Origin of the sequence: Nocardiopsis mwathae, from assembly GCF_014201195.1 — a bacterium.
Lineage (GTDB): Bacteria > Actinomycetota > Actinomycetes > Streptosporangiales > Streptosporangiaceae > Nocardiopsis_C > Nocardiopsis_C mwathae.
In genome coordinates, this window is sequence record NZ_JACHDS010000001.1 from 1,685,541 (window position 1) to 1,705,736 (window position 20,196).

Consider the following 20,196-nt stretch of genomic DNA (forward strand, 5'->3'; position numbering starts at 1 on the left):
GTAGGAAGACCCCCATGACCACCACCGTCCTCGCCGCAGGCGACCGCTTCGTGCTGCCGGGGCTGCTGTCCGACGCCGTCCGGGCCCGCGCGGGCGCCGATGTCGAGGTGCGCGAGCTGGCCCTGCCGTGGCCGCACGTGCCCTTCGGGCCCGTCGCCGAGGTCCGCGAGGCCTCGGGCACCGAGGAGGAGCTGATCGCGGCCCTGCGCGGCGCACGGGTCTGCGTCACCCAGATGGCGCCGCTCACCGAGCGCGTCCTCGCGGCCTGCCCCGACCTCGAACTCTTCTGCGTCAGCCGCGGCGGTCCGGTCAACGCCAACGTCGAGGCCGCGACCCGGCACGGCGTCGCCGTCTGCTACGCCCCCGGCCGCAACGCCGCCGCCACCGCCGAGCACACGCTCGGCCTCATCCTCGCCGCCGCCCGCCACATCCCCGACCTCCACGCCGACCTGCGCGGCGGGCGCTGGCGCGGAGATTTCTACGACTACGACAACTGCGGGCCGGAGATCGAGGGGGCCACCGTCGGGCTCATCGGCTACGGCGCGATCGGCCGCAGGGTCGCCGCGGCGCTGTCGGCGCTGGGAGCGCGCATCCTGGTGCACGACCCGTATGTGACCGGCGACGCACTGGGGGACACGGCCGCCAAGGCCGACCTCGGCGACCTGCTGGCCGAGTCGGACATCGTCTCGCTGCACGCGCGCCTGACCCCCGAGACCGAGGGACTGCTCGGCGCGGCCGAGATCGCCCGGATGCGGCCGGGCGCCGTCCTGGTCAACTGCGCCCGCGGCGGACTCCTCGACTACGGCGCGGTCTGCGCCGCCCTGGAGTCGGGCCACCTGCACGCGGCCGCGTTCGACGTCTACGCCGAGGAACCGGTCCCGCCCGACGCCCGTCTGCTCACCGCCCCCAACGTCGTCCTCACGCCGCACGTGGCCGGGGCCAGCCGCCAGGTCGCGCACAAGGCCGCCGACATCGTCGCGGCCGAGGTCGGCCGTTTCCTGACGGGTCGGCCCCTCGCCCACTGCGCCAACCCCGCCGTCCTGGACGCCGGGGGCGTGCACCGGGGGCCGTGACGGAAGCGGGCCGGGGCCGCCCTCAGAACAGGGAGGCGGCCTCGCGGTGGCGGCCGCAGGCGCTGAGCGCCCCGGCGAGGTCGCGGCGCATCTTCATGGTCAGCATGCGGATCTCCGGGTCGCCGGCCTCGGCCAGGGCGTTGCGGTAGGCCGCCTGGAGTGTCTCCACGGCCTCCGCGCTGCGCCCGGCCTGGGTGTAGGCGCGGCCGAGGCGGTGGTGGATCACCAGGGTGTCGAGGTGGCGGCTGCCGAGCCGGCGCCGCCGCTGCGCCAGCACCATGCGCAGCTGCTGGATGGTGTCGTCGAACCGGCCCACCGCGTTGTAGGCGAGGCTGAGACCGAGGCGCAGGTTCTCCCGGTCCTCGGGCACGGCCGCGTCCTCGATCGCGCGCTCGAAGTGGGCGATCGCGGCGTCGTGCCGGCCGCTGCGGCGGTAGGAGACGGCCAGCCGGGAGCGCGCGGTGACGGTGTCGGCGGCGACCGGCCCCAGGTTCTCGTGGCGGTGCTTGAGCAGCGCCTCCCACTGCTCGGCGGCATCCGCGTGCCGACCCACGTCCCCATAGGACCAGGCGAGGTTCTCGCGGATGACGTCGGTCTGCGGGTGGTCCTCGCCGAAGGCCCGCGCGGCTTCGTCCAGGGCCAGCTCGAACTGGGCGACCGCCGCCTCGCGCCGCCCGATCTGCGCGTACTTGCTGGCCAGGTTGTTGCGGGCGGTGATGCTGCGGGGGTCCTCGGTGCCGAGCCGCTCGATGTGGTCCTTCAGGGTGCGCTCCAGCGACGCCGCGCGCAGCGCGGGGGTCTGCCCCGGGCCTTCGGTGGGGACGCGGACGGGCGAAGGGGCGCCGTTCGCCCGGGTCTCCGAGGAGACGAACCTGGTCTTGCGCAAGAGGGCACGCCACACCGACATGAGACTCACCACCCCGGATCGACTCGAATCCCGACCGCCACGGACCTTGCTACCCCGCATCAGCAACAGCACGATTCAATAACTTAATCCGCAAATCCGGACAGAGGAAGCATCTCGGGTGCAGCGGAGCGTGAGTTACCTCACTTATCCGATTTTTAACGCGATAAGTGGTTTAAAGGTACTCGGATCGGTTCGGCGGTGAGCGCGCGGGGGCCGTGAACGCGGGGCGGGCCCCTTCTCGGGCTCGGTGGTGTCGGGCACCGAAGCCGGGAAGGGGCCCGCCTGTGCGTGGGGCCGGGAAAGGGGCCGCTACTCGTTGGCCTTCGCCAGTGCCGCGGCCAGCTTCTCGGCGGTCAGAGCGACCTGCCAGGCGCGCGCGCCGTTGTCACGCAGGTGCTCGGCCACCGAATCGGCGTCGACCGACCCCGGCGGTGCCCAGGACAGCCGCCGCACCAGATCGGGCTGCAGCAGGTTCTCCGTGGGCATGACCACCCGTTCGGCGATCGACGTCACCGTCGCCCGCGCCGCCTCCAGACGGCGCGCGGCCGCCGGGTCGCGGTCGGCCCACCGGTTGGTCGGCGGCGGGCCATCGCCCGGGGTGCCGGGCTGCGGCAGCTCCGCGGGCGACATGTCGCGCACCCGGTTGACCGCCTTGATCCATGTGGTCAGATACCGGCGGCCCAGCCGCACCCCGAACGGCTTGATCGCCCCCAGCTCCTGGGCGGTGCGCGGCATCAGCGTCGCGGCCTCCACGATCCCGGCGTCCGGCAGCACCCGCCCCGGCGACATGTCCCGCTCCTGGGCGATGCGGTCCCGCTCCTGCCACAGCTCCCGGACCACGCCCAGTCCCCGCTGGTTGCGGACCTTGTGGATGCCCGAGGTGCGGCGCCAGGGGTCGGGCCTCGGCTCCTTGGGAGGGGCGGCCAGCACGGCGGCGAACTCCTCCAGCGCCCACTCCAGCTTCCCGGCCTTCTCCAGCTCCGTGTGCAGCTCGTCGCGCAGGTCCACCAGGACCTCCACGTCCAGCGCCGCATACGTCAGCCAGTCCTTCGGCAGCGGCCGGATGGACCAGTCCACCGCCGAGTGCTCCTTGGCCAGCCGCAGACCCAGTACCCGCTCGACCATCGACCCCAGGCCCACCCGCTGGTAGCCGAGGAGCCGCCCCGCCAGCTCGGTGTCGAACAGCCGGCGCGGCCGCAGGCTCACCTCGCCCAGGCACGGCAGGTCCTGGTGCGCGGCGTGCAGCACCGCCTCGGTGTCCGCGAGGGCGGCGTCGAGCGGTGCGAGGTCCGGGCAGGCGACCGGGTCGACCAGTGCCGAGCCGACCCCCTCGCGGCGCAGTTGGACGAGATAGGCGCGCTGGCCGTAGCGGTAGCCCGAGGCCCGCTCGGCGTCGACGGCGACGGGTCCGCTGCCCGCTCCGAACTCCTCGGCGGCACGGGCGAGGTGCGCCGCGTCGGAGATGACCGGCGGAAGCCCCTCCCGCGGCTCGCTCAGCAACGGGGCCTGCGGGCCGTCCTGATCACCGGGATTCTCCGGATCCGGGGTATCTGTCTTGGGGTTCAGCACATTCGCCACAGCACTACGGTATGTGCTTTCGTCCCCTGGCATGCGCCGTCGGGGGCGACCGCGGGCCGCGAGGACCGGCGGAATCCCGTGGTGGCGGGCGTGATCAACTTCCCGGCGGGGGGCGGCGCTTGGCGATGGCCGCCACATCGGCGGGGGGCAGGCCGGCCGCCGCCGCCAGCAGGTCCAGCCACGCCGCCATATCCCCGGACAGGTCGTCGGAGGTGGGCGACCACGACGCCCGCAGCTCCAGCTCGGTCGAGGGGGGCTCGTCGGCCTTGGCGGCGAAGCCCTCGGTGGTGGCGCGGGTGACCGTTCCGCTGAGGGTGTGGTGCTCGGCACCACGCGCCTCCAGCGCTTCGGTCAGCCAGCTCCACGCCACCTGCCCGAGCAGCGGGTCCGCCGCCAGCTCGGCCTCGACGTCGGCACTGGCATAGGCGACCACGCGGAAGGGCCCGGGCCAGTCGCGGGTGCCCTCGGGGTCGTAGAGGACGATCAGCCGCCCCACCGCGACATCGTCGTCTTCGACCCGGACGGTCGCCGACTTGGCCACGGCATGGGGGGCGAGGCGCTGGGGCGCGGGCATGTCCTCGACCGTGACCTCGGGCCGGACCGCGCGTGTTCGGAGGCTCTCGACTGCGCGCCGGAATGCGGGTGGCGCCTCATCGACTCTGCCGAGAGGGGGCATGGTGGAAACGTCAGCCTTAATCGTGTGAATCGACAATCATGTGCAGCTGGACCGCGCGCCGAGGGCCCCGGACGGTCCCGGTCCGCGCGAGCGGGCATGGGGTGACCGCGGCCCCACCGCCATGGAGAATCACCCCGAGGTTCGACGGAGCGTGACGCCGGGCACCGTATGACGGTGGCACGAGTCACCGTGCGGATCGCGGAGTTCTCCCGGCGTGTCGGGGTTTTGTGATGATCTCGGAATCCCTCCTGAGATGCCGCCGTTACGAACCGGTTTGGGCGGCCCGTGGCCGGGGCCGGCCACCCCCGGCCGCGGCGCGAGGTGGGGAGTCGGGGCGCGAGGGCGTTCGGGGCATGGCACGATCGAGGTGTGACGCTGCAAGACTCTCCCTTCCTCCGCGCCTGCCGGCGCCTCCCGGTGGACCACACCCCGGTGTGGTTCATGCGCCAGGCCGGTCGCTCACTGCCCGAGTACCGCAGGGTGCGCGCCGATGTCCCGATGCTGGAGGCATGCGCGCGGCCCGACATGATCGTCGAGATCACCATGCAGCCGGTGCGCCGGTACGGCGTGGACGCGGCCATCTACTTCAGCGACATCGTGGTGCCGCTGAAGGCGATCGGCCTGGACCTCGACATCAAGCCCGGGGTCGGTCCGGTCGTGGACGACCCGATCCGCGACGCCGAGGGCGTCAAGCGGCTCCGCGACCTTGAGCCCGGCGACGTCTCGTATGTGACCGAGGCCGTCGGCGAACTCGTCGGCGAGCTGGGCGACCGCCCGCTCATCGGCTTCGCCGGCGGGCCGTTCACGCTGGCCTCCTACCTGATCGAAGGAGGGCCGTCGAAGAACCACGAGCACACCAAGGCGCTCATGTACGGCGCCCCCGACCTGTGGGCCGACCTGATGCGCCGCCTGTCGGCCATCACGCTGGAGTTCCTCAAGGTGCAGATCTCCGCCGGCGCCAGCGCCGTGCAGCTCTTCGACTCCTGGGTGGGCGCGCTCAGTGCCGAGGACTACCGCGAGTCGGTCCTGCCGCACACCTCGTGGATCTTCGAGGAGCTCAGCAGGTACGACGTGCCGCGCATCCACTTCGGGGTGGGCACCGGTGAGCTGCTGAGCCTGCTCAGCGAGGCCGGCGCCGACGTCGTCGGCGTGGACTGGCGGGTCCCCCTGGACAAGGCCGCCCAGCGGGTCCAGCCGGCCACGGCGCTGCAGGGCAACCTCGACCCGGCCACGCTGTTCGCCCCCTGGGAGGCCGTGGCCGAGCGCACCCGCGACGTCCTGACCCGGGCCCGCGCCGCCGAGGGGCATGTCTTCAACCTCGGCCACGGCGTGCTCCCCGCGACCGACCCCGACGTCCTCACCCGCCTGACCGAGTTCGTCCACCAGGAGACCGCCCGCTCCTGAGCGTCGGCCCGGCGCCGCCGGATCCTTCGCCGATCCCCGGGGGTGCACCCACGACCGCCGGTCGTCCGGTGCGCGTACCCGGGATCGGCGAAGGGCCGGGGCCGGTGGCGGGGTCAGCCGCGCCCGGCCGGCCCGTCGTCGGCGTTCGAGGAGTCCTCGGGCGCAGTCGCGTCCGGGCCGGGGCGCGGTGCCGCCGCGGCGTCCGTGCGTCGCACGCGCAGGCGCCGCCACCACAGCGCGGCGGGCGACGCCAGGACGATCAGGGCCACCAGGAACGGCAGCGCCCAGCCCGCGCCCGCGGCGAGCGCCCCCAGCAGCCCGGAGAACGCCTTCCACCCCTCCCGCAGGCCGCCGGCGAAGCCCAGCGAGCCGGTGCCGTCCTCCTCCACCTTGCCGGGCGGCGGGGTCAGCTCCAGGTTCACCGTGCCCAGCGCGGTCCGGTCGGCCAGGGCCGCCCGGCGCGCCTGCAGCGCCTCCAGCTCCTCCTGGCGGCCGTCGATCTCCCGCTCCACGCTGAGCACGTCCTTGACACTCTCGGCGTCGTCCAGCAGCTCGCGCAGCCGTTCCAGCGAAGCCTCCGCGGACTTCACCCGGCTGTCGACGTCGGCGACCTCCTCGGTCACGTCGACGGCCTCCCGGTCCAGGCTCTTGCGCGTGCCCAGCCCGGCCAGGCCGTCCAGGGCGTCCTCGTAGCGGTCCTGCGGCACCCGCAGCGTGAGCGACGCCCGCGGCGCGTCCCCCGCGGTGGTGCCGAGGCTCTCGGCCCCGACATGGCCGCCCGCCCCGGTCACCAGCTCCTTGGCGTCGGCCGCGGCCTCGTGCACGTCGGGCACCTCCACCCGCAGATCGGCGGTGTGGATCACGTCGCGCTCGACGACATCGACTGCGACGTTCGTCACCCCAGCACCGTCGTCGGAATCGGCGCTGTCCTCGGCCTCACCCGACCCGCCGGGCCCCTCCTCGGCGTCCGGCGGAGCCGGAGCCTGCGGGGCGGCGTCGCGGGCAGCGGCGTCCTCCGTGCCGGCGCTCTGCTCGACGACGGCCCCTGAACACCCCGCGAGCAGGGCGGTCGCGAGCGCTACGGTGATGGCGGCCGCGGGCAGGCGGCCCTTGCCGGGTTCGACCACTGCTGGCTTCATGACCCTTCGACGTGACGCGGGCCACGCCCGTTGCGCGGGCCCGGTAACGCCTGGGTCACGGATCCCGGGAGGGGTTCCCGACACCCCGTCAGCACCCCGCGCCCGGCGGCGCCGCGTCGCACGGGGTCGGGTAACAGTGCCCGCGGCGATCTGGAAAGCTGGGGGCCATGCAGACGAAACCGCACGTCGTCGTGGTCGGTGGTGGTGTCTCCGGGCTGACCGCCGCCTACCGCCTCAGCCGTGCCGGGGCCGGCGTCACCGTGCTGGAGTCCGCCCCCCGCCTCGGGGGAAAACTGGCGGCCTCGCCGGTGGCCGGCGTCCCGGTGGACGCCGGCGCGGAATCGGTGCTGCGTCGGCGCCCCGAAGCCCTCGCGCTCATCTCCGACCTCGGCCTGGACGACCGGGTCGCCCATCCCGCCCCCGTCCCCGCGAGCATCTACTCCCGCGGTCGGCTGCGGGCCTTCCCCGAGGGCCAGATGATGGGCGTGCCCGGCGACCTGGCGGCGCTCGCCCGCAGCGGGGTGCTGTCCACGCCCGGCCTGCTGCGCGCGGCCGCCGACCTCGTCCTGCCGCCCACGCCCGTCCAGGGCGACGTCTCGGTCGCGGCCCACATCGGCCGCCGGATGGGCGCGGAGGTCGTGGACCGGCTGGTCGAACCGCTGCTCGGCGGTGTCTACGCGGGCCGCGCCGACCGGCTGTCGCTGCGTGCCACCCTCCCGCAGATCGCCGAGCTGGCCCAGGGCGGCCGATCGCTGGCCCGCGCCGTACGGGACGCCAAGGCACGGCAGGCCGCCGCGCCCGGCGGCTCCGGCCCCGTCTTCGCCACGCTGCGCGGCGGACTGGCCACCCTCATCGACGCGCTCGCCGAGCAGAGCGGCGCGGAGATCCGCACCTCGTGCCCCGTGCGCGAGCTGCGCCGCGAGGGCGCCTCATGGGCGGTCACCGCCGGGCCGCCGGACGCCCCCCGGCACATCACGGCCGACGGCGTCGTGCTCGCCTGCACCGCCTCGGCCGCATCCCGGATCCTCGGTCCCGTGGCGCCGACGGCCGCCGGCGAGCTCGCCGCGATCGAGTACGCGAGCATGGCCATCGTCACCCTGGCCTACCCCGCCTCCGCCTTCACGCGCCCGCCCGAGGGCAGCGGGTTCCTCGTCCCGTCCCGCGAAGGCCGCACCATCAAGGCGGCCACTTACAGCAGTATCAAGTGGCCGTGGCTGGGGGAGGCCCTGGCGGCCGCCCACCCCGGCGGCGGGATGGTGCTACTGCGCGCCTCCATCGGACGCTTCGGTGAGGAGGCGGTCCTGGAGCGCGACGACGCGGAGCTCGCCGCGCTGGCCGCCGCCGACCTCGCCGACATCTGCGGCGTCGGCGGCACCCCCGCCGAGCGGCGGGTCACCCGCTGGGAGGAGGGCTTGCCCCAGTACGTCACCGGCCACTCCGACCGCGTCGGGCGCGCCCGCGCCGCCCTGGCCGACAGCCCGGACCTGGTGCTGTGCGGAGCGGCCTACGACGGGGTGGGCATCCCCGCCTGCATCGCGGGCGCCGAAACCGCCGCGGACGGGTTGGCCGCCCACCTGGCCGGGGACCGCCGGTCGCCCCGGCCGACCGGGCCGACCCCGTAGCGGGCGACCGGGAGACCGCTATCGCTCAACAAAGCCAATCGCGACATGTGGACCGGTCCAGCGCATGCACTGCACTGGCCGCCCACCGGAGTCAACCGACGAGTACAAGGGAGTGCACGTGACCACGGGCCAGCCCGCCACCGCAGAGGCGGCAGAGGAACTCAACAAGCTCATCCGCTACACCATGTGGTCGGTGTTCAAGGTCGGCGACCTGTCCGGCCTCGACCGCGCGGCCGCGGCCGACGAGCTGTCCGCGCTGTTCGACGGCGCGGCGGAGAAGGGGGTGACCACCCGCGGCGCCTACGACGTCCAGGGCTTCCGCGCCGACGCCGACATCATGTTCTGGTGGGTCGGCGAGACCCCCGAGTCGGTCCAGGAGATGTACTCCGCGTTCCGCCGCACCCGGCTCGGCCGCGCCACCACGCCGGTCTGGTCGGTCGTCGGCCTGCACCGCCCCGCCGAGTTCAACCGCGCCCACATCCCCGCGTTCCTCGCGGGGGAGGAGCCGCACGACTACATCTGCGTCTACCCGTTCGTCCGGTCCTATGAGTGGTACCTGCTGCCCGAGGACGAGCGTCGCGCGATGCTCGCCGAGCACGGCCGGATGGCGGCGGGGTACAAGGATGTGCGCGCCAACACCGTCTCCACGTTCGCGCTCAGCGACTACGAGTGGATGCTGGCGTTCGAGGCCGACGAGCTGCACCGCATCGTCGACCTGATGCGCCACCTGCGCGGTGCGGAGGCGCGCCGGCACACCCGCGTCGAGGTGCCGTTCTACACGGGCCGCCGCAAGGGCGTCGCCGAACTGGTCGAAGCGCTGGCCTGAACACGCCGCACGGCGCCCGGGGGTGCGGGGGAGGGGCCCGGCCGGGCCCCACCGGCCCTGGAGAGGCCGCACAAGCGTGAAGGGGTCCATCCGCCTACCGGATGGACCCCTTCACGCTTGTGCGGCCTCAACGGTCGCCTCAGCCCTCCCGGGGTGTGGGCGGGGCCGGGGCCGGCAGGCCGTCGTCCTCGTCGTCATGGCCGCCGCGGCGGGTCATGAACACGTAGACGGGGATCGCCAGCATCAGCATGAGGACCAGGCTGGAGCCGGAATAGAGCAGGGCCTCGCCGGCGGGCGCGTCCATCGCCCAGGCCGCCAGGCACGCCACAGAGCCCAGCATCCAGGCCAGCACGGCGTAGGCGAGGCGCCCGCGCGGCTTGGGGTACTCGATGCGGCTCACCATCAGCCATGCGACCACGAGGACGGCGACCGTCCCGACCAGCACGGGCGGGTCGAGGAGCACGATGGTCACGACCGCCATCGCCCCGAACGGGCCGGGCAGCCCGCTGAAGCTCGTCGCCCCCGGCGACTGGCAGGAGAACCGGGCCAGCCGCACCACCACCGCGAGCAGCACGGCCGCCGCCGCGATGACCGGTGCGATACCGCCGTCACCGCCGAGCGTGCCCCAGGCGACCACGAAGAACGCCGGGGCGAACCCGAAGCTGATCACGTCGGCCAGGTTGTCCAGCTCGGCGCCCATACCGCTGCCGCCGAACTTGCGCGCCACGCGCCCGTCGAACAGGTCGAAGGCGGCCGCGGCCAGCAGCAGGATCACGGCCGTGGCGATGGCGTCGCGCTGCAGCGGCACCGACGCCGCGGCCGCGTAATGGGCCGCCGCGGCCAGCTGCCACACCGCCATGAACCCGCACAGGGCGTTGCCGAGGGTGAAGTAGTCGGCCATCGCCAGGCGCAGGCTCGGCACGGCGTCCTCCGACCCCATGGCGGCGGTGCCGGGGGCCAGATGGCCCTTAGTCGTGATCAAGACGCGTTTCACCCGCCCGGACCTTTTCCCCGATCGCCACCGATGGGGAGATACCGGCCGGGAGGTAGACGTCGACCCGGGAACCGAACCGGATGAGCCCGATCCTCTCGCCCTGTTCGACCTTCTGCCCTTCAGTGAGATACGGGACGATACGCCGGACCATCGCGCCGGCGATCTGAATGACCGTGACCTCACCGATCTCGGTTTCGAAGGTCCAGATGAGGCGTTCATTGCGCTCGCTGTCCTTGTCGAATGCGGGACGGAAGCCCCCGGGGCGGTGCTCCACGCTCTTGACCACACCCGCCAACGGCGCACGGTTGACGTGCACGTTGAGCGGGTTCATGAAGACCGCGACCCGAGTCCGGCCGTCCGGCTGGGGGTCGATGCTCTGGACGACGCCATCGGCCGATGAGAGGACCCGTCCGTCGGCCGGACCGCGGTCCGGGTCGCGGAAGAACCAGGCCATCCCGGCCGCCAACCCGACCGCGGGGACCGCGAGGGCCCGGCCGAGGCGGCTTCTGCGGCCGGCCAGCACGGCGGCACCGGCGACCGCGCACGCGGGAACGAGCCAGGGCGCGGAGCCCTTGGCCATCCGGATACCCGGCCTGGCAGGAACGTCGGGATGTGAGTCGTGGGTCATCGAGAGCTTTCGTAGGAGTGTTGTGGGTGGGTTCCCCCGCGGGGACCGCTGTGGTCCTCAGCGGGGACCGTGTGAGCCGCGGCACCGGACGCGATCGGGGGACATCGGTCGGCGTGTCCCGCTGAACGAGGATGCTATTGCACCGAGTCGTCCGCCTCTAGTGCGAGAGCGACCGAGTTGATGCAGTAGCGGTCGTCGGTGGGGGTGGCGTAGCCCTCCCCGTGGAAGACGTGGCCGAGATGGGAATCACAGCGTGAGCAACGGACCTCGGTACGTATCATGCCAAGGCTCCGATCCTCGTGCAGCGTTACCGCGGAGCTGTCCGAAGGATCATAGAAACTCGGCCACCCGCAGTGCGACTCGAACTTCGTTCCGGAGCGGAACAGCTCGGCGCCGCAACCGCGGCAACGGTAGACGCCGACCGTCGTGGTCCCGACGTATCGGCCGCTCCACGGCCGCTCCGTGGCACCCTCGCGCAGCACAGCGTAGGCCTCGGCGTCCAACCGCTCGCGCCACTCCTCCTCGCTCCGAGGGATCGGCGCCGTCGATTCGTCCATGGTAGAGACGCTACCTCCACTCGGCCCGCCCGTCTCCTCGCCATCGTCCCGGCAGGACGCGCGGCGCAGGGCGTCGCTCCTCGCCTACGTGCGGCTTGGGGGGAGTCAACCGTTCGTGATGGATAAATGCCGGTTTCTTCACGCCTGGTGAGTTCGCGAAAAAACTTACCGGGTAGGCCTTTGACAGGGTCTCATGGGTAGCCGGGAGAACTGACCATGCTCGTTTCGTACCGACAACCGTTGGGAGTGGGATACCGGCAACAGCCTCTGCACGTGGGCTGGACGCGCTACCTCCGCCTTTGGTTGGACCACCACGCCGATCACCTTCGAGAGGAAATGCGGCCGGGTTGGCGCGCGCTGACCTCGGCCGCCGCGGAAGTCCGCTGGGTCGTGCTCTTGACCGCACTGGACACGGCCGCGCGAATGGAACGGGTCCGTCCGCACCCGTGGACGGACGGAAAACTCCTCACCGCCCTGACGGTCACCGCGATCGGTGCACTGTCCGTGGCCGTCCTGCTGGGGATCTCCCTGGCCGAATGGTGGGCGGACACCTCCCGCGACCTCCTCCCCGCGGCGGGCGGGGCACTGGTCGTCGGAGCGGCACTGCTCACTCTGCTCTTCCTGGTCTTCGCCTCGACGGGGCCGAACCGGCCGGAGGAGCACTGACAGCGGCCATCGGGGAACGGGGACGCGCCGGCCCCGCTCGCGTCAGCGGGCCGGGGCCGTCCTCCCCGGCCCGCCGTTAGCGGCCCCTTACTCGCGGTGCCGGAGAGCCTTCGACGGGGGCCAGGGAGGGTTCTCTAGAGAACCCGTACTCCTATCTCGACACGGAACCTGCCGCGCGTCAACCGTTATCCCGGCGAATGTCCGGGTTCCGTTGCAATTTCGTGGGGGCAATAGCGTGGGCGGGAGAACCGCGTGATGCCGCCTGCCGCGGAATGCGTTCTCATCTCCGCACGTCAAGCATCGAAGTCGTACTGCAGGACGTAGGCCGACCCGTCCAGGGTCATCTCGTTGAGCTCGACGGCCCGGTGGTCGTCGGTCAAAGCCGTGCGCAGCACCTCCAGCACGGGGGTTCCGGCCGTCAGCCGCAGGTCGCGCGCCTCGACGGGATTGGGCATCCGCACCCGGATCTCCTCGGTGAAGTGGGCGGGGGCGTGGCCCAGATCGGCCAGCCGGGCGTAGATACCGCCCGGACCGGTGTCGACGCGGGTGATCGGCGTTCCGGCCACCAGGTCCAGCGGCAGGTAGGAGGTGGCGAGCTGCATCGGCCGCCCGTCCAGCCGGTAGCGGCGCCGCCGCCGGACGACACGCGCGCCCTCGGCGAGGCCGAGGGCGCGGATCACGTGCTCCGGCGCGGGATCCTCGCTCACCTCGATGTTGTCGGTCTCGAACCCCCGGTCGGCGGCGTCGGCCTGCCAGATGGACCGGCCGGTGCCCCACAGCTCCCGGGACAGACGTCGCGGTCCGTGGCGGCGCAGGGGACGGAACGTGCGGACGTAGATGCCCGATCCGCGGATCGGGACCACCAGGCCCTCGTTGATGAGCACCGACAGGGCCTGGCGCGCGGTGGCTCGGGCGACGCTGTACTGCCTCATCAGTTCGTTCTCGCCCGGCACGCGGTCGCCGTCGGCGAGCTCGCCGGAGGCGATGGCGGACCGCAACGCCTCGGCGATTTCCCGATAGACCGGCGGGGATTCGTTTTCGGACGTCGGCACTGAATTCATCCTCTCGCCCGGAATGCGTGGTCACGCCGTTCGAGTCGTCCTCGTGGTCCTTGTGCGTCCTCTAGGTCCTCGCGGCTCTCGTGGTCCCCGAACGGCCGTCCCCGGGCGGCGCTGTGCGCCGGGAGGGACGCATACCGGTGTGCTCCATGTGTATACCCCTCACCTCCTGACCCGGATCGCCGCCAAAGGTACACAGCCGGTATGTCCGTATGCGGAAGGGTTTATGCGTGCGCTGGGGGGATCCGGAATCGGCCAATCCCCACAAGGTCCGACGTCCCGGTCGGCGGCGGTCACACCACGCGGTAGCGGGCGAACAGCGCCCCCTCCGACTCCAGGAGCGACTCCAGGCGCAGGTCGCGCGGGTGAGAAGGGGAGTCTCCGGCGACGATCCGCGACGCCGCCGGTCCCAGCAGATGCGGACTGACCGTCAGGCACAGCTCGTCGAGCAACCCCTCAGCGGTGAATTCGGCCAGCAGATGCGGCCCACCCTCCGTCAGCACGCGGAACAGCCCGCGCTCGGCCAGCGCCGCCAGGACCTGTTGCGGTCGGACCGAATCCTCGCCCGCTACCACGACGTCGGCCATGGCGGCGGCCGCGCGGCGCCGCTCCTCCGGTGCCGACTCGGTCGTGAACACGATCGTGCGCGCGTCGGCCGGCGCCTCCGACAGCAGATCGGGGTGGAGGTCCAGTGTGCGGGTGACCACCGCGATGGACGGCGTCGCCGGGCGCCCGGCGCGCAACCCCTTCCACACCTCGCGCGGCCGGACCGGGCGGTAGCCCTCGATGCGCGCCGTGGCCGCACCGGCCACCACCACGTCGGACAGACCGCGCAGCACACCCATCACCGCGCGGTCGGCCCGCGACGACAGCTCCCGGGTGCGCCCCGACGCGCCCCACGCGCCGCCGTCGGCGCTGGAGACCATGTTGGCGCGCAGCCAGGGCCGCTCCGGCACGGCGGGGTAGGCGTAGGAGGACGCGAGGTCGACGTCGAACTCGGGGCGCGGGAAGAGCGACCGGAACAGCGGGGCTGCGCCGGCGTCGGCGTGAACGGAACCCATGGTGCCCGAGCCTAGACGCTGCTCGCGGCGGGACGGCGCATGCCGGGGGCGCGTCAGCCGGCGCCGTCCCCGGCGGCGGGCACCGGGCCCTGGTACTGCTGCGGCGCGTCGCGCTGCGAGACGCGCCGCAGCAGTACCAGGGCCCGGTCGATCACCCGGACCGTCCCCGACGCCGGGACGAACGGGCGGTCGCCGACGTCGGGCTCGGCGGTGTCCAGCGTGGTCTCCCACGCGGTGCCGTACTCGGGACCGGGAACGGTGAAGTCCACCGGTTCGGGGCTGCCGTTGAGCAGCAGCAGGAAGGAGCCGTCGGTGACCCGCCGACCCCGCGGGTCGGGCTCGCTGATGGCGTCGCCGTTGAGGAAGACGCCCAGCACCCGGCCCCCGGAGCGCCAGTCGTCCTCCGACATCAGCCGGCCGTCGGGACGCAGCCAGGCGATGTCGTGCAGCTCGTCGGCCGGCGACGGCCGCCCCGTGAAGAACCGGCGGCGGCGGAAGACCGGGTGCTCGCGCCGCAGCCGCGCCAGGCGGCGGACGTAGGCGAGCAGGTCCGCGCTGTCCTCCGCGCCCTTCCAGTCCACCCAGGCAAGCTCGTTGTCCTGGCAGTAGGCGTTGTTGTTCCCGGCCTGCGTGCGGCCGACCTCGTCGCCGTGCGAGAGCATCACCACGCCCTGGGAGAGGAACAGTGTGGCCAGGAAGTTGCGGACCTGGCGCCGCCGGAGCGTGACGACGCCCGGATCTTCGGAGGGCCCCTCCACCCCGTGGTTCCACGAGCGGTTGTCGTCGGTGCCGTCGCGGTTGTCCTCCCCGTTGACCTCGTTGTGCTTGCCGTCGTAGGACACCAGGTCGGCGAGGGTGAAGCCGTCGTGGCAGGTGACGAAGTTGATCGAAGCCACCGGGCGGCGGCCGTCGTTCTGGTAGAGGTCGCTGGACCCGGCCAGCCGCGAGGCGAACTCGGGTACCACCGGCTCGCCCCGCCAGAAGTCCCGCACGGTGTCCCGGTACTTGCCGTTCCACTCCGTCCACAGCGGCGGGAAGTTGCCCACCTGGTAGCCGCCCGGCCCGACGTCCCACGGCTCGGCGATCAGCTTCACCTGCGAGATCACCGGGTCCTGCTGCACGATGTCGAAGAACGTGCTCAGCCGGTCGACGTCGTGGAACTCCCGCGCCAGCGCCGAGGCCAGATCGAAGCGGAAACCATCGATGTGCATCTCGGCCGCCCAGTAGCGCAGCGAGTCCATGATGAGCTGCAGCGAGTGCGGGTGGCGCATGTTGAGGCTGTTACCGCAGCCCGTGTAGTCCAGGTAGTAGCGCCGGTCGTCGTCGCGCACCCGGTAGTAGCTGAGGTTGTCGATACCCCGCAGCGACAGTGTCGGCCCCATGTGGTCGGCCTCGGCGGTGTGGTTGTAGACGACGTCGAGCAGCACCTCGATCCCGGCCGCGTGCAGCGACTTCACCATCGCCTTGAACTCCTGCACCTGCTGGCCGCGCGAGCCGTTGGCGGCATACCCGCTGTGCGGCGCCAGGAACGCCAGGGTGTTGTACCCCCAGTAGTTGGTCAGGCCGCGGGCCACCAGCGCGTGCTCGGGCAGGAAGTGGTGCACCGGCATGAGCTCCACGGCGGTCACCCCGAGCGCGACCAGGTAGTCGAGCATGGCCGGGTGGGCCAGCCCGGCGTAGGTGCCGCGCTGGTGCTCGGGGATCTCCGGGTGGCGCATGGTCAGGCCGCGCACGTGCGCCTCGTAGATGACGGTCTCGTGGTAGGGGATACGCGGGCGGCACTCGTTGCCCCAGTCGAAGAACGGGCTCACCACCACGCACTTGGGCACATAGGGCGCGCTGTCGCGGGTGTTCTGCTTGGAGGGCGCGTCGAAGTGGTAGCCGAACAGGGACTCGTGCCAGGTCACCGAGCCGTCGATGGCCTTGGCATAGGGGTCGGTCAGCAGCTTGGCCGGATTGCAGCGCAGCCCGTTCTCCGGCTCATAGGGGCCGTGCACGCGGTAGCCGTAGCGCTGGCCCGGGCCGACACCGGGCAGGTAGCCGTGCCAGACGAAGCCGTCGTACTCGGTCAGGGGGACGCGGGTCTCCGCGTCGGCGTCGTCGAAGAGGCACAGCTCGACGCGGTCGGCCACCTCCGAGAAGAGCGAGAAATTGGTCCCCGTGCCGTCGTAGGTCGCACCGAGGGGGTACGTGCTTCCCGGCCAGATCTCCACCATGGCCTCACAGGTCTCGCACTCGGGCTCATCCCCACACGTGTGGGGCACGGAGTCCGGCCGGGCTCCTAAGGCCGGACGTCACACCGCTGGACACCCCCATTGTGCACACTTCCCGGAGCCAGACCAGGGATCCGGCGCGCCGACGCGGCCGGGGAGCGGCCCGGCGGCATCGGCGAGCGGCCTCTGCCAGCGGAAACGGAGGGTCAACCCAGGGTACGCGGCCGGTTCCGGTCGATGATGGTCCGGGTGTCGGTGCCGCGGGGCAGGGTCCCGAAGACGTGGCCCCACTCGCCGCCGAGGCGCGAGCCGACGAAGGCGTCGGCGACGGGCGCCGGCGCGTGCCGGAGCAGGAGCGACGCCTGCAGGGTCAGCGCCATGAGCTCCACGACGCCGCGCGCCCGGAACTCCGCCTCCTCCAGGTCACCGAGCTCGGAAAGCAGCCGCTTCACGGCCGTGTCGTAGCGGGCGTCGGCGCCCTGGGCCCGGCCGAGCTCGGCCAGGAACGCCTCGACGGAGGCGGGCTGCCGGGCCATGGCCCGCAGGACGTCCAGCGCGGCGACGTTGCCCGAGCCCTCCCAGATGGAGTTGAGCGGCGACTCGCGGAAGAGGCGCGGCATGCCGGACTCCTCGACATAGCCGTTGCCGCCGAGGCATTCGAGGGTTTCGGCGGCGTGGGCGGGGAGGCGCTTGGTGACGTAGAACTTGCCGACGGCCACCGCCAGGCGTCGGAACGCGGCTTCGGCCTCGTCGCCCCGGATTGCGCGGTCGGCGGCCCCGGCCAGGCGCATCATCAGCGTCGTCGCGGCCTCGGACTCCACGGCCAGGTCGGCCAGGACGTTGCGCATCAGCGGCTGCTCGATCAGGAGGCGCCCGAAGGCCTGGCGCTCACCGGCGTGGTGGAGCGCCTGCAGCAGCCCCGCGCGCATCCCGGCGGCCGACCCGATGACGCAGTCGAGGCGGGTGCCGTTGACCATCTCGATGATGGTGCGCACGCCCCGGCCGAGCTCGCCGACGGGCCAGGCCAGCGCGCCGTCGTATTCGAGCTCGGCGGAGGCGTTGGAACGGTTCCCGAGCTTGTCCTTGAGCCGCTGGATGTGGAGGGGGTTGCGCGTGCCGTCCTCCAGGACACGCGGCACCAGGAAACAGGTGAGGCCTTCGGGAGCCTGGGCCAGCGTCAGGAACAGGTCGCCCATGGGGGCCGAGGTGAACCACTTGTGCCCCGTGAGCCGGTAGGAGCCATCAGCCGAAGGTACGGCCCGCGTCGTATTCGCACGGACGTCGGAGCCACCCTGCTTCTCCGTCATCGACATCCCGGCGAGCAGCCCCTGCTTGCCCAGCGGCGGGCGCAGGCCGAAGTCGTAGGTGCGGGCGGCGAGTAGCGGCTCATATCGGTCGGCCAGCTCCGGAGAATGCCGAAGCGCGGGCACCGCGGCATAGGTCATCGAAATCGGACACCCGTGCCCGCCCTCGACCTGTGACCACGTGTAGAACTTCGCGGCGCGGGCCACGTGTGCGCCGGCGCGGTCGTCGGCCCAGGGGGCGGCGTGCAGCCCGTGGGAGACGGCGGTGTCCATCAGGACGTGCCAGGCGGGGTGGAAGTCGACCTCGTCGACCCGGTGCCCGTAGCGGTCGTGGGTCCGCAGCTGCGGCTCGTTGACGTTGGCCTGCTCGCCCCAGGAGCGGGCGCGTGCGGTCCCGGCCAGGCGGCCGATCTCGTGCAGTTCCTCGGCGGCCCACGCGGCACCTTCGCGCTGCAAGCCCTCGGTCAGCGCGGCATCGGCGGCGACGTCGTAGTCCTCCAGGGGAGAGGCTTGGTTGAACACCTCGTGCGTGGGGGGCATGGGCGACGCCGTCCTTTCCGAACGTTTCCGAACGCGATTCGGTTTCAGAGCCGACTTCACCCTAGCGCGCCCCGCCCCCACCTCTCCACACCCGACCTCCCCTTCCCCTGACCTCCGTTGATCTCGGAGATACTGGGGTGAAAATCGCCGCGGAGACCCCAATATCTCCGAGATCAACGAGGGGGGCGGGGCAGCGCGGGGGGATCAGGGCGTGCGCCCCACCGCGCAGTACTGCAGGACCTCGGCGGCGTCGGCGTTCTCGGGGGCGGGCCTCCAGTGCGAGCATGACACGATGCCGGGGTCCAGCAGCTCCAGGCGGCGCATGAACGCGGCGAGCTCCCTGGGGGAGCGCAGCTTCTGCGGGGTCGCGCTGGTCTCGTTCAGCCGCCGGATGGCCTCCTCGGTCCTGGCCCCGCCGACCTCGGCCGTCGGGTGGGCGATGGCCAGGTAGCTGCCCGCGGGCACGGCGTCGAGGAGCCGGTCGACGATGGCGTGCGCTTCGTCGTCGTCCAGGATGAAGTTGAGGATCCCGAGCATCATCACGGCGACGGGTTGGTCGAAGTCGATCGTGTCGGCGGCCTTCGCCAGGATGCGGTCCGCATCGCGCGCATCGGCGTCGATGTACTCGGTCGTGCCTTCCTGAGCGCCGACCAGGAGGGCCTGGGCGTGCAGCAGCACGATGGGGTCGTTGTCGACGTAGACGACCCGGGACTCGGGGGCGATGCGCTGGGCGACGGTGTGCGTGTGGTCGACGGTCGGCAGGCCGGTCCCGATGTCGAGGAACTGCCGGACCCCGGCGTCGTCGGCGAGAAAGCGAACGGCCCGCGCCAGGAACGCCCGATCCTCCTGCGCGACTTCCCTAAGATCCGGCTGCAACTGCAACGCCTGCCGCACAGCTTCCCGGTCCGCGGCGAAGTTGTCCTTCCCGCCCAGCAGGTGGTCCCAGAACCGCGCGGAGTGCGGCACGGTGGTGTCGATCTGCGGCGGCAGGTCGGAGGTCTCGCTCATCCACACGCTCCCTTGCGTTTCACGGCGTATTCGACGCATTCGTCGGAGTCGGTCGGAATCCTACGCCCCTCGCAGGTAGCCTGAAAAAATCATGCGACACCCACCCAAACCCCCTGTTGCCGTCCGGCGGACGCCCCGATACGAAGAACAAGGAGCCATAGTTGGCATCAGGTCTCGACCTGCGTGAATTACAGGTGGGAATCTTCGGAACCCGCGCGGACCTGCACTGGTACCTGGAGGAGATCCGCACCCTCCTCGACGAGATGAGGAATCACGGCTCCCCGGAGCTCACCTACGACCTCCACCACCTGGAAAGCGACGAACCGCTCTCTCCGGATGAAGCTGAGGAGGACGGGATGTCCGTCGCCGAGGGCTATGACGAACTCCCGGAACAGTGGCGCGTCGAGCATCCCAACGAAAGCCCTGGTAGTCGCACCACCTTCGAGGTCCGGGTGGGCTTGCTGAGCACGGAGGAGGAAGCCGATCACCTGGTTGACCGCCTCCCGGCCCTGATCTGCCCCGAAGAGTTCCACAAGGGCCCCTGCCACATGCCGTGGACCAGCAGCTGCCACCCTCCAGCCGGCGACGCCGACCGCGCCCGCTTGGAGGCCCGCTACGGCCACCTGCGCGACTGAAGCGCCCGGAGGTGCCATCGGACGGCACCACCGGTCGCGTTCGCGGGGTCTAGCACCAGACGAGCACGCCGCCGCGTCGGTCGGCGAACAGCTCGGGGTCCTGGAAGGAGAAGAGGTCCCTTCCGGTCAGGGGCCGCGCGATTCCGCCGCCCGCCGGGGAGGTCACCCCGTAGTAGGTGTGCACGAATTCCTCTGCGTCGTCGTCCCAGCAGTCGACATAGAACGCACGCGGGCGGTCGGACGCAGCGGGAGGCTGGTAGACAGGAACTGAATCGAGGGGGTTGGTGTCCTGCATAGGTCCATCCTT

At 72.0% G+C, this 20,196-nt stretch carries 19 protein-coding genes; 6 read left to right on the plus strand and 13 right to left on the minus strand.

From position 1 onward, the window contains the following. The first annotated feature begins 14 nt into the window (after nucleotides 1-14). A complete protein-coding gene (locus HNR23_RS06820) occupies nucleotides 15-1,073 on the plus strand; it encodes a 2-hydroxyacid dehydrogenase (RefSeq protein ID WP_184074591.1) in 1,059 nt (352 codons plus the stop codon). 22 nt (nucleotides 1,074-1,095) lie between these two features. Here HNR23_RS06820 and HNR23_RS06825 read toward each other — a convergent pair whose 3' ends face one another. The 3 genes from HNR23_RS06825 to HNR23_RS06835 form a co-directional block, all read right to left on the minus strand. Then, nucleotides 1,096-1,980: a tetratricopeptide repeat protein gene (locus tag HNR23_RS06825; protein ID WP_184074592.1), complete on the minus strand. Its 885-nt coding sequence runs from the start codon at nucleotides 1,978-1,980 to the stop codon at nucleotides 1,096-1,098. A 309-nt stretch (nucleotides 1,981-2,289) separates the two neighbouring features. Beyond that, on the minus strand, nucleotides 2,290-3,558 hold the full coding sequence (locus HNR23_RS06830) for an HRDC domain-containing protein (protein WP_184074593.1): 1,269 nt from the start codon (nucleotides 3,556-3,558) through the stop codon (nucleotides 2,290-2,292). 94 nt (nucleotides 3,559-3,652) lie between these two features. Beyond that, the gene (locus tag HNR23_RS06835; RefSeq protein ID WP_184074594.1) at nucleotides 3,653-4,234 is read right to left on the minus strand and encodes a DUF3000 domain-containing protein; all 582 of its coding nucleotides are present in this window, start codon (nucleotides 4,232-4,234) and stop codon (nucleotides 3,653-3,655) included. Between the two features lie 432 nt (nucleotides 4,235-4,666). Here HNR23_RS06835 and hemE point away from each other — a divergent pair, with 432 nt between their 5' ends. Then, entirely contained in the window at nucleotides 4,667-5,638 is a 972-nt protein-coding gene (hemE, locus tag HNR23_RS06840; protein ID WP_394353814.1) for a uroporphyrinogen decarboxylase, read from the plus strand. 113 nt (nucleotides 5,639-5,751) lie between these two features. On the opposite strand, the gene HNR23_RS06845 is transcribed toward hemE, so the two are convergent. Then, entirely contained in the window at nucleotides 5,752-6,777 is a 1,026-nt protein-coding gene (locus HNR23_RS06845; protein WP_184074595.1) for a DUF4349 domain-containing protein, read from the minus strand. A gap of 167 nt (nucleotides 6,778-6,944) precedes the next feature. On the opposite strand from HNR23_RS06845, the gene hemG reads away from it, so the two are divergent. Both hemG and hemQ read left to right on the plus strand, forming a co-directional pair. After that, complete coding sequence (hemG, locus tag HNR23_RS06850; RefSeq protein ID WP_184074596.1) at nucleotides 6,945-8,399, plus strand: protoporphyrinogen oxidase; 1,455 nt, start codon at nucleotides 6,945-6,947, stop codon at nucleotides 8,397-8,399. Nucleotides 8,400-8,463: 64 nt separating this feature from the next. After that, nucleotides 8,464-9,225: a hydrogen peroxide-dependent heme synthase gene (gene hemQ / locus HNR23_RS06855; RefSeq protein WP_221308050.1), complete on the plus strand. Its 762-nt coding sequence runs from the start codon at nucleotides 8,464-8,466 to the stop codon at nucleotides 9,223-9,225. A 139-nt stretch (nucleotides 9,226-9,364) separates the two neighbouring features. Here the strand turns inward: hemQ and pssA are convergent, their stop codons facing one another. From pssA to msrB, 3 genes are all read right to left on the minus strand, one after another. Beyond that, a complete protein-coding gene (gene pssA / locus HNR23_RS06860) occupies nucleotides 9,365-10,165 on the minus strand; it encodes a CDP-diacylglycerol--serine O-phosphatidyltransferase (protein ID WP_184079997.1) in 801 nt (266 codons plus the stop codon). 28 nt (nucleotides 10,166-10,193) lie between these two features. Beyond that, on the minus strand, nucleotides 10,194-10,847 hold the full coding sequence (locus HNR23_RS06865; RefSeq protein WP_184074598.1) for a phosphatidylserine decarboxylase: 654 nt from the start codon (nucleotides 10,845-10,847) through the stop codon (nucleotides 10,194-10,196). A 134-nt stretch (nucleotides 10,848-10,981) separates the two neighbouring features. Continuing rightward, the gene (gene msrB / locus HNR23_RS06870) at nucleotides 10,982-11,404 is read right to left on the minus strand and encodes a peptide-methionine (R)-S-oxide reductase MsrB (RefSeq protein ID WP_184074599.1); all 423 of its coding nucleotides are present in this window, start codon (nucleotides 11,402-11,404) and stop codon (nucleotides 10,982-10,984) included. A 336-nt stretch (nucleotides 11,405-11,740) separates the two neighbouring features. On the opposite strand from msrB, the gene HNR23_RS06875 reads away from it, so the two are divergent. Continuing rightward, complete coding sequence (locus HNR23_RS06875) at nucleotides 11,741-12,070, plus strand: hypothetical protein (RefSeq protein ID WP_184074600.1); 330 nt, start codon at nucleotides 11,741-11,743, stop codon at nucleotides 12,068-12,070. 293 nt (nucleotides 12,071-12,363) lie between these two features. On the opposite strand, the gene HNR23_RS06880 is transcribed toward HNR23_RS06875, so the two are convergent. From HNR23_RS06880 to HNR23_RS06900, 5 genes are all read right to left on the minus strand, one after another. After that, nucleotides 12,364-13,122 carry a UTRA domain-containing protein gene (locus HNR23_RS06880; RefSeq protein WP_184074601.1) on the minus strand — a complete coding sequence of 253 codons (759 nt, stop codon included), beginning with the start codon at nucleotides 13,120-13,122 and terminating at the stop codon, nucleotides 12,364-12,366. A gap of 299 nt (nucleotides 13,123-13,421) precedes the next feature. Continuing rightward, a complete protein-coding gene (locus tag HNR23_RS06885; protein ID WP_184074602.1) occupies nucleotides 13,422-14,189 on the minus strand; it encodes a pyrimidine reductase family protein in 768 nt (255 codons plus the stop codon). Nucleotides 14,190-14,242: 53 nt separating this feature from the next. Beyond that, nucleotides 14,243-16,405, minus strand: a complete 2,163-nt coding sequence (gene glgX, locus HNR23_RS06890) for a glycogen debranching protein GlgX (protein ID WP_184079999.1) — start codon at nucleotides 16,403-16,405, stop codon at nucleotides 14,243-14,245. A 203-nt stretch (nucleotides 16,406-16,608) separates the two neighbouring features. Further along, nucleotides 16,609-18,246, minus strand: a complete 1,638-nt coding sequence (locus HNR23_RS06895; protein WP_184074603.1) for an acyl-CoA dehydrogenase family protein — start codon at nucleotides 18,244-18,246, stop codon at nucleotides 16,609-16,611. Nucleotides 18,247-18,450: 204 nt separating this feature from the next. Continuing rightward, nucleotides 18,451-19,254, minus strand: a complete 804-nt coding sequence (locus tag HNR23_RS06900; RefSeq protein WP_184074604.1) for an SAM-dependent methyltransferase — start codon at nucleotides 19,252-19,254, stop codon at nucleotides 18,451-18,453. Between the two features lie 161 nt (nucleotides 19,255-19,415). On the opposite strand from HNR23_RS06900, the gene HNR23_RS06905 reads away from it, so the two are divergent. Continuing rightward, the gene (locus HNR23_RS06905) at nucleotides 19,416-19,889 is read left to right on the plus strand and encodes a hypothetical protein (RefSeq protein ID WP_184074605.1); all 474 of its coding nucleotides are present in this window, start codon (nucleotides 19,416-19,418) and stop codon (nucleotides 19,887-19,889) included. Between the two features lie 49 nt (nucleotides 19,890-19,938). Here the strand turns inward: HNR23_RS06905 and HNR23_RS06910 are convergent, their stop codons facing one another. Next, nucleotides 19,939-20,184: a hypothetical protein gene (locus HNR23_RS06910; RefSeq protein WP_184074606.1), complete on the minus strand. Its 246-nt coding sequence runs from the start codon at nucleotides 20,182-20,184 to the stop codon at nucleotides 19,939-19,941. Between the last annotated feature and the right edge of the window lie 12 nt (nucleotides 20,185-20,196).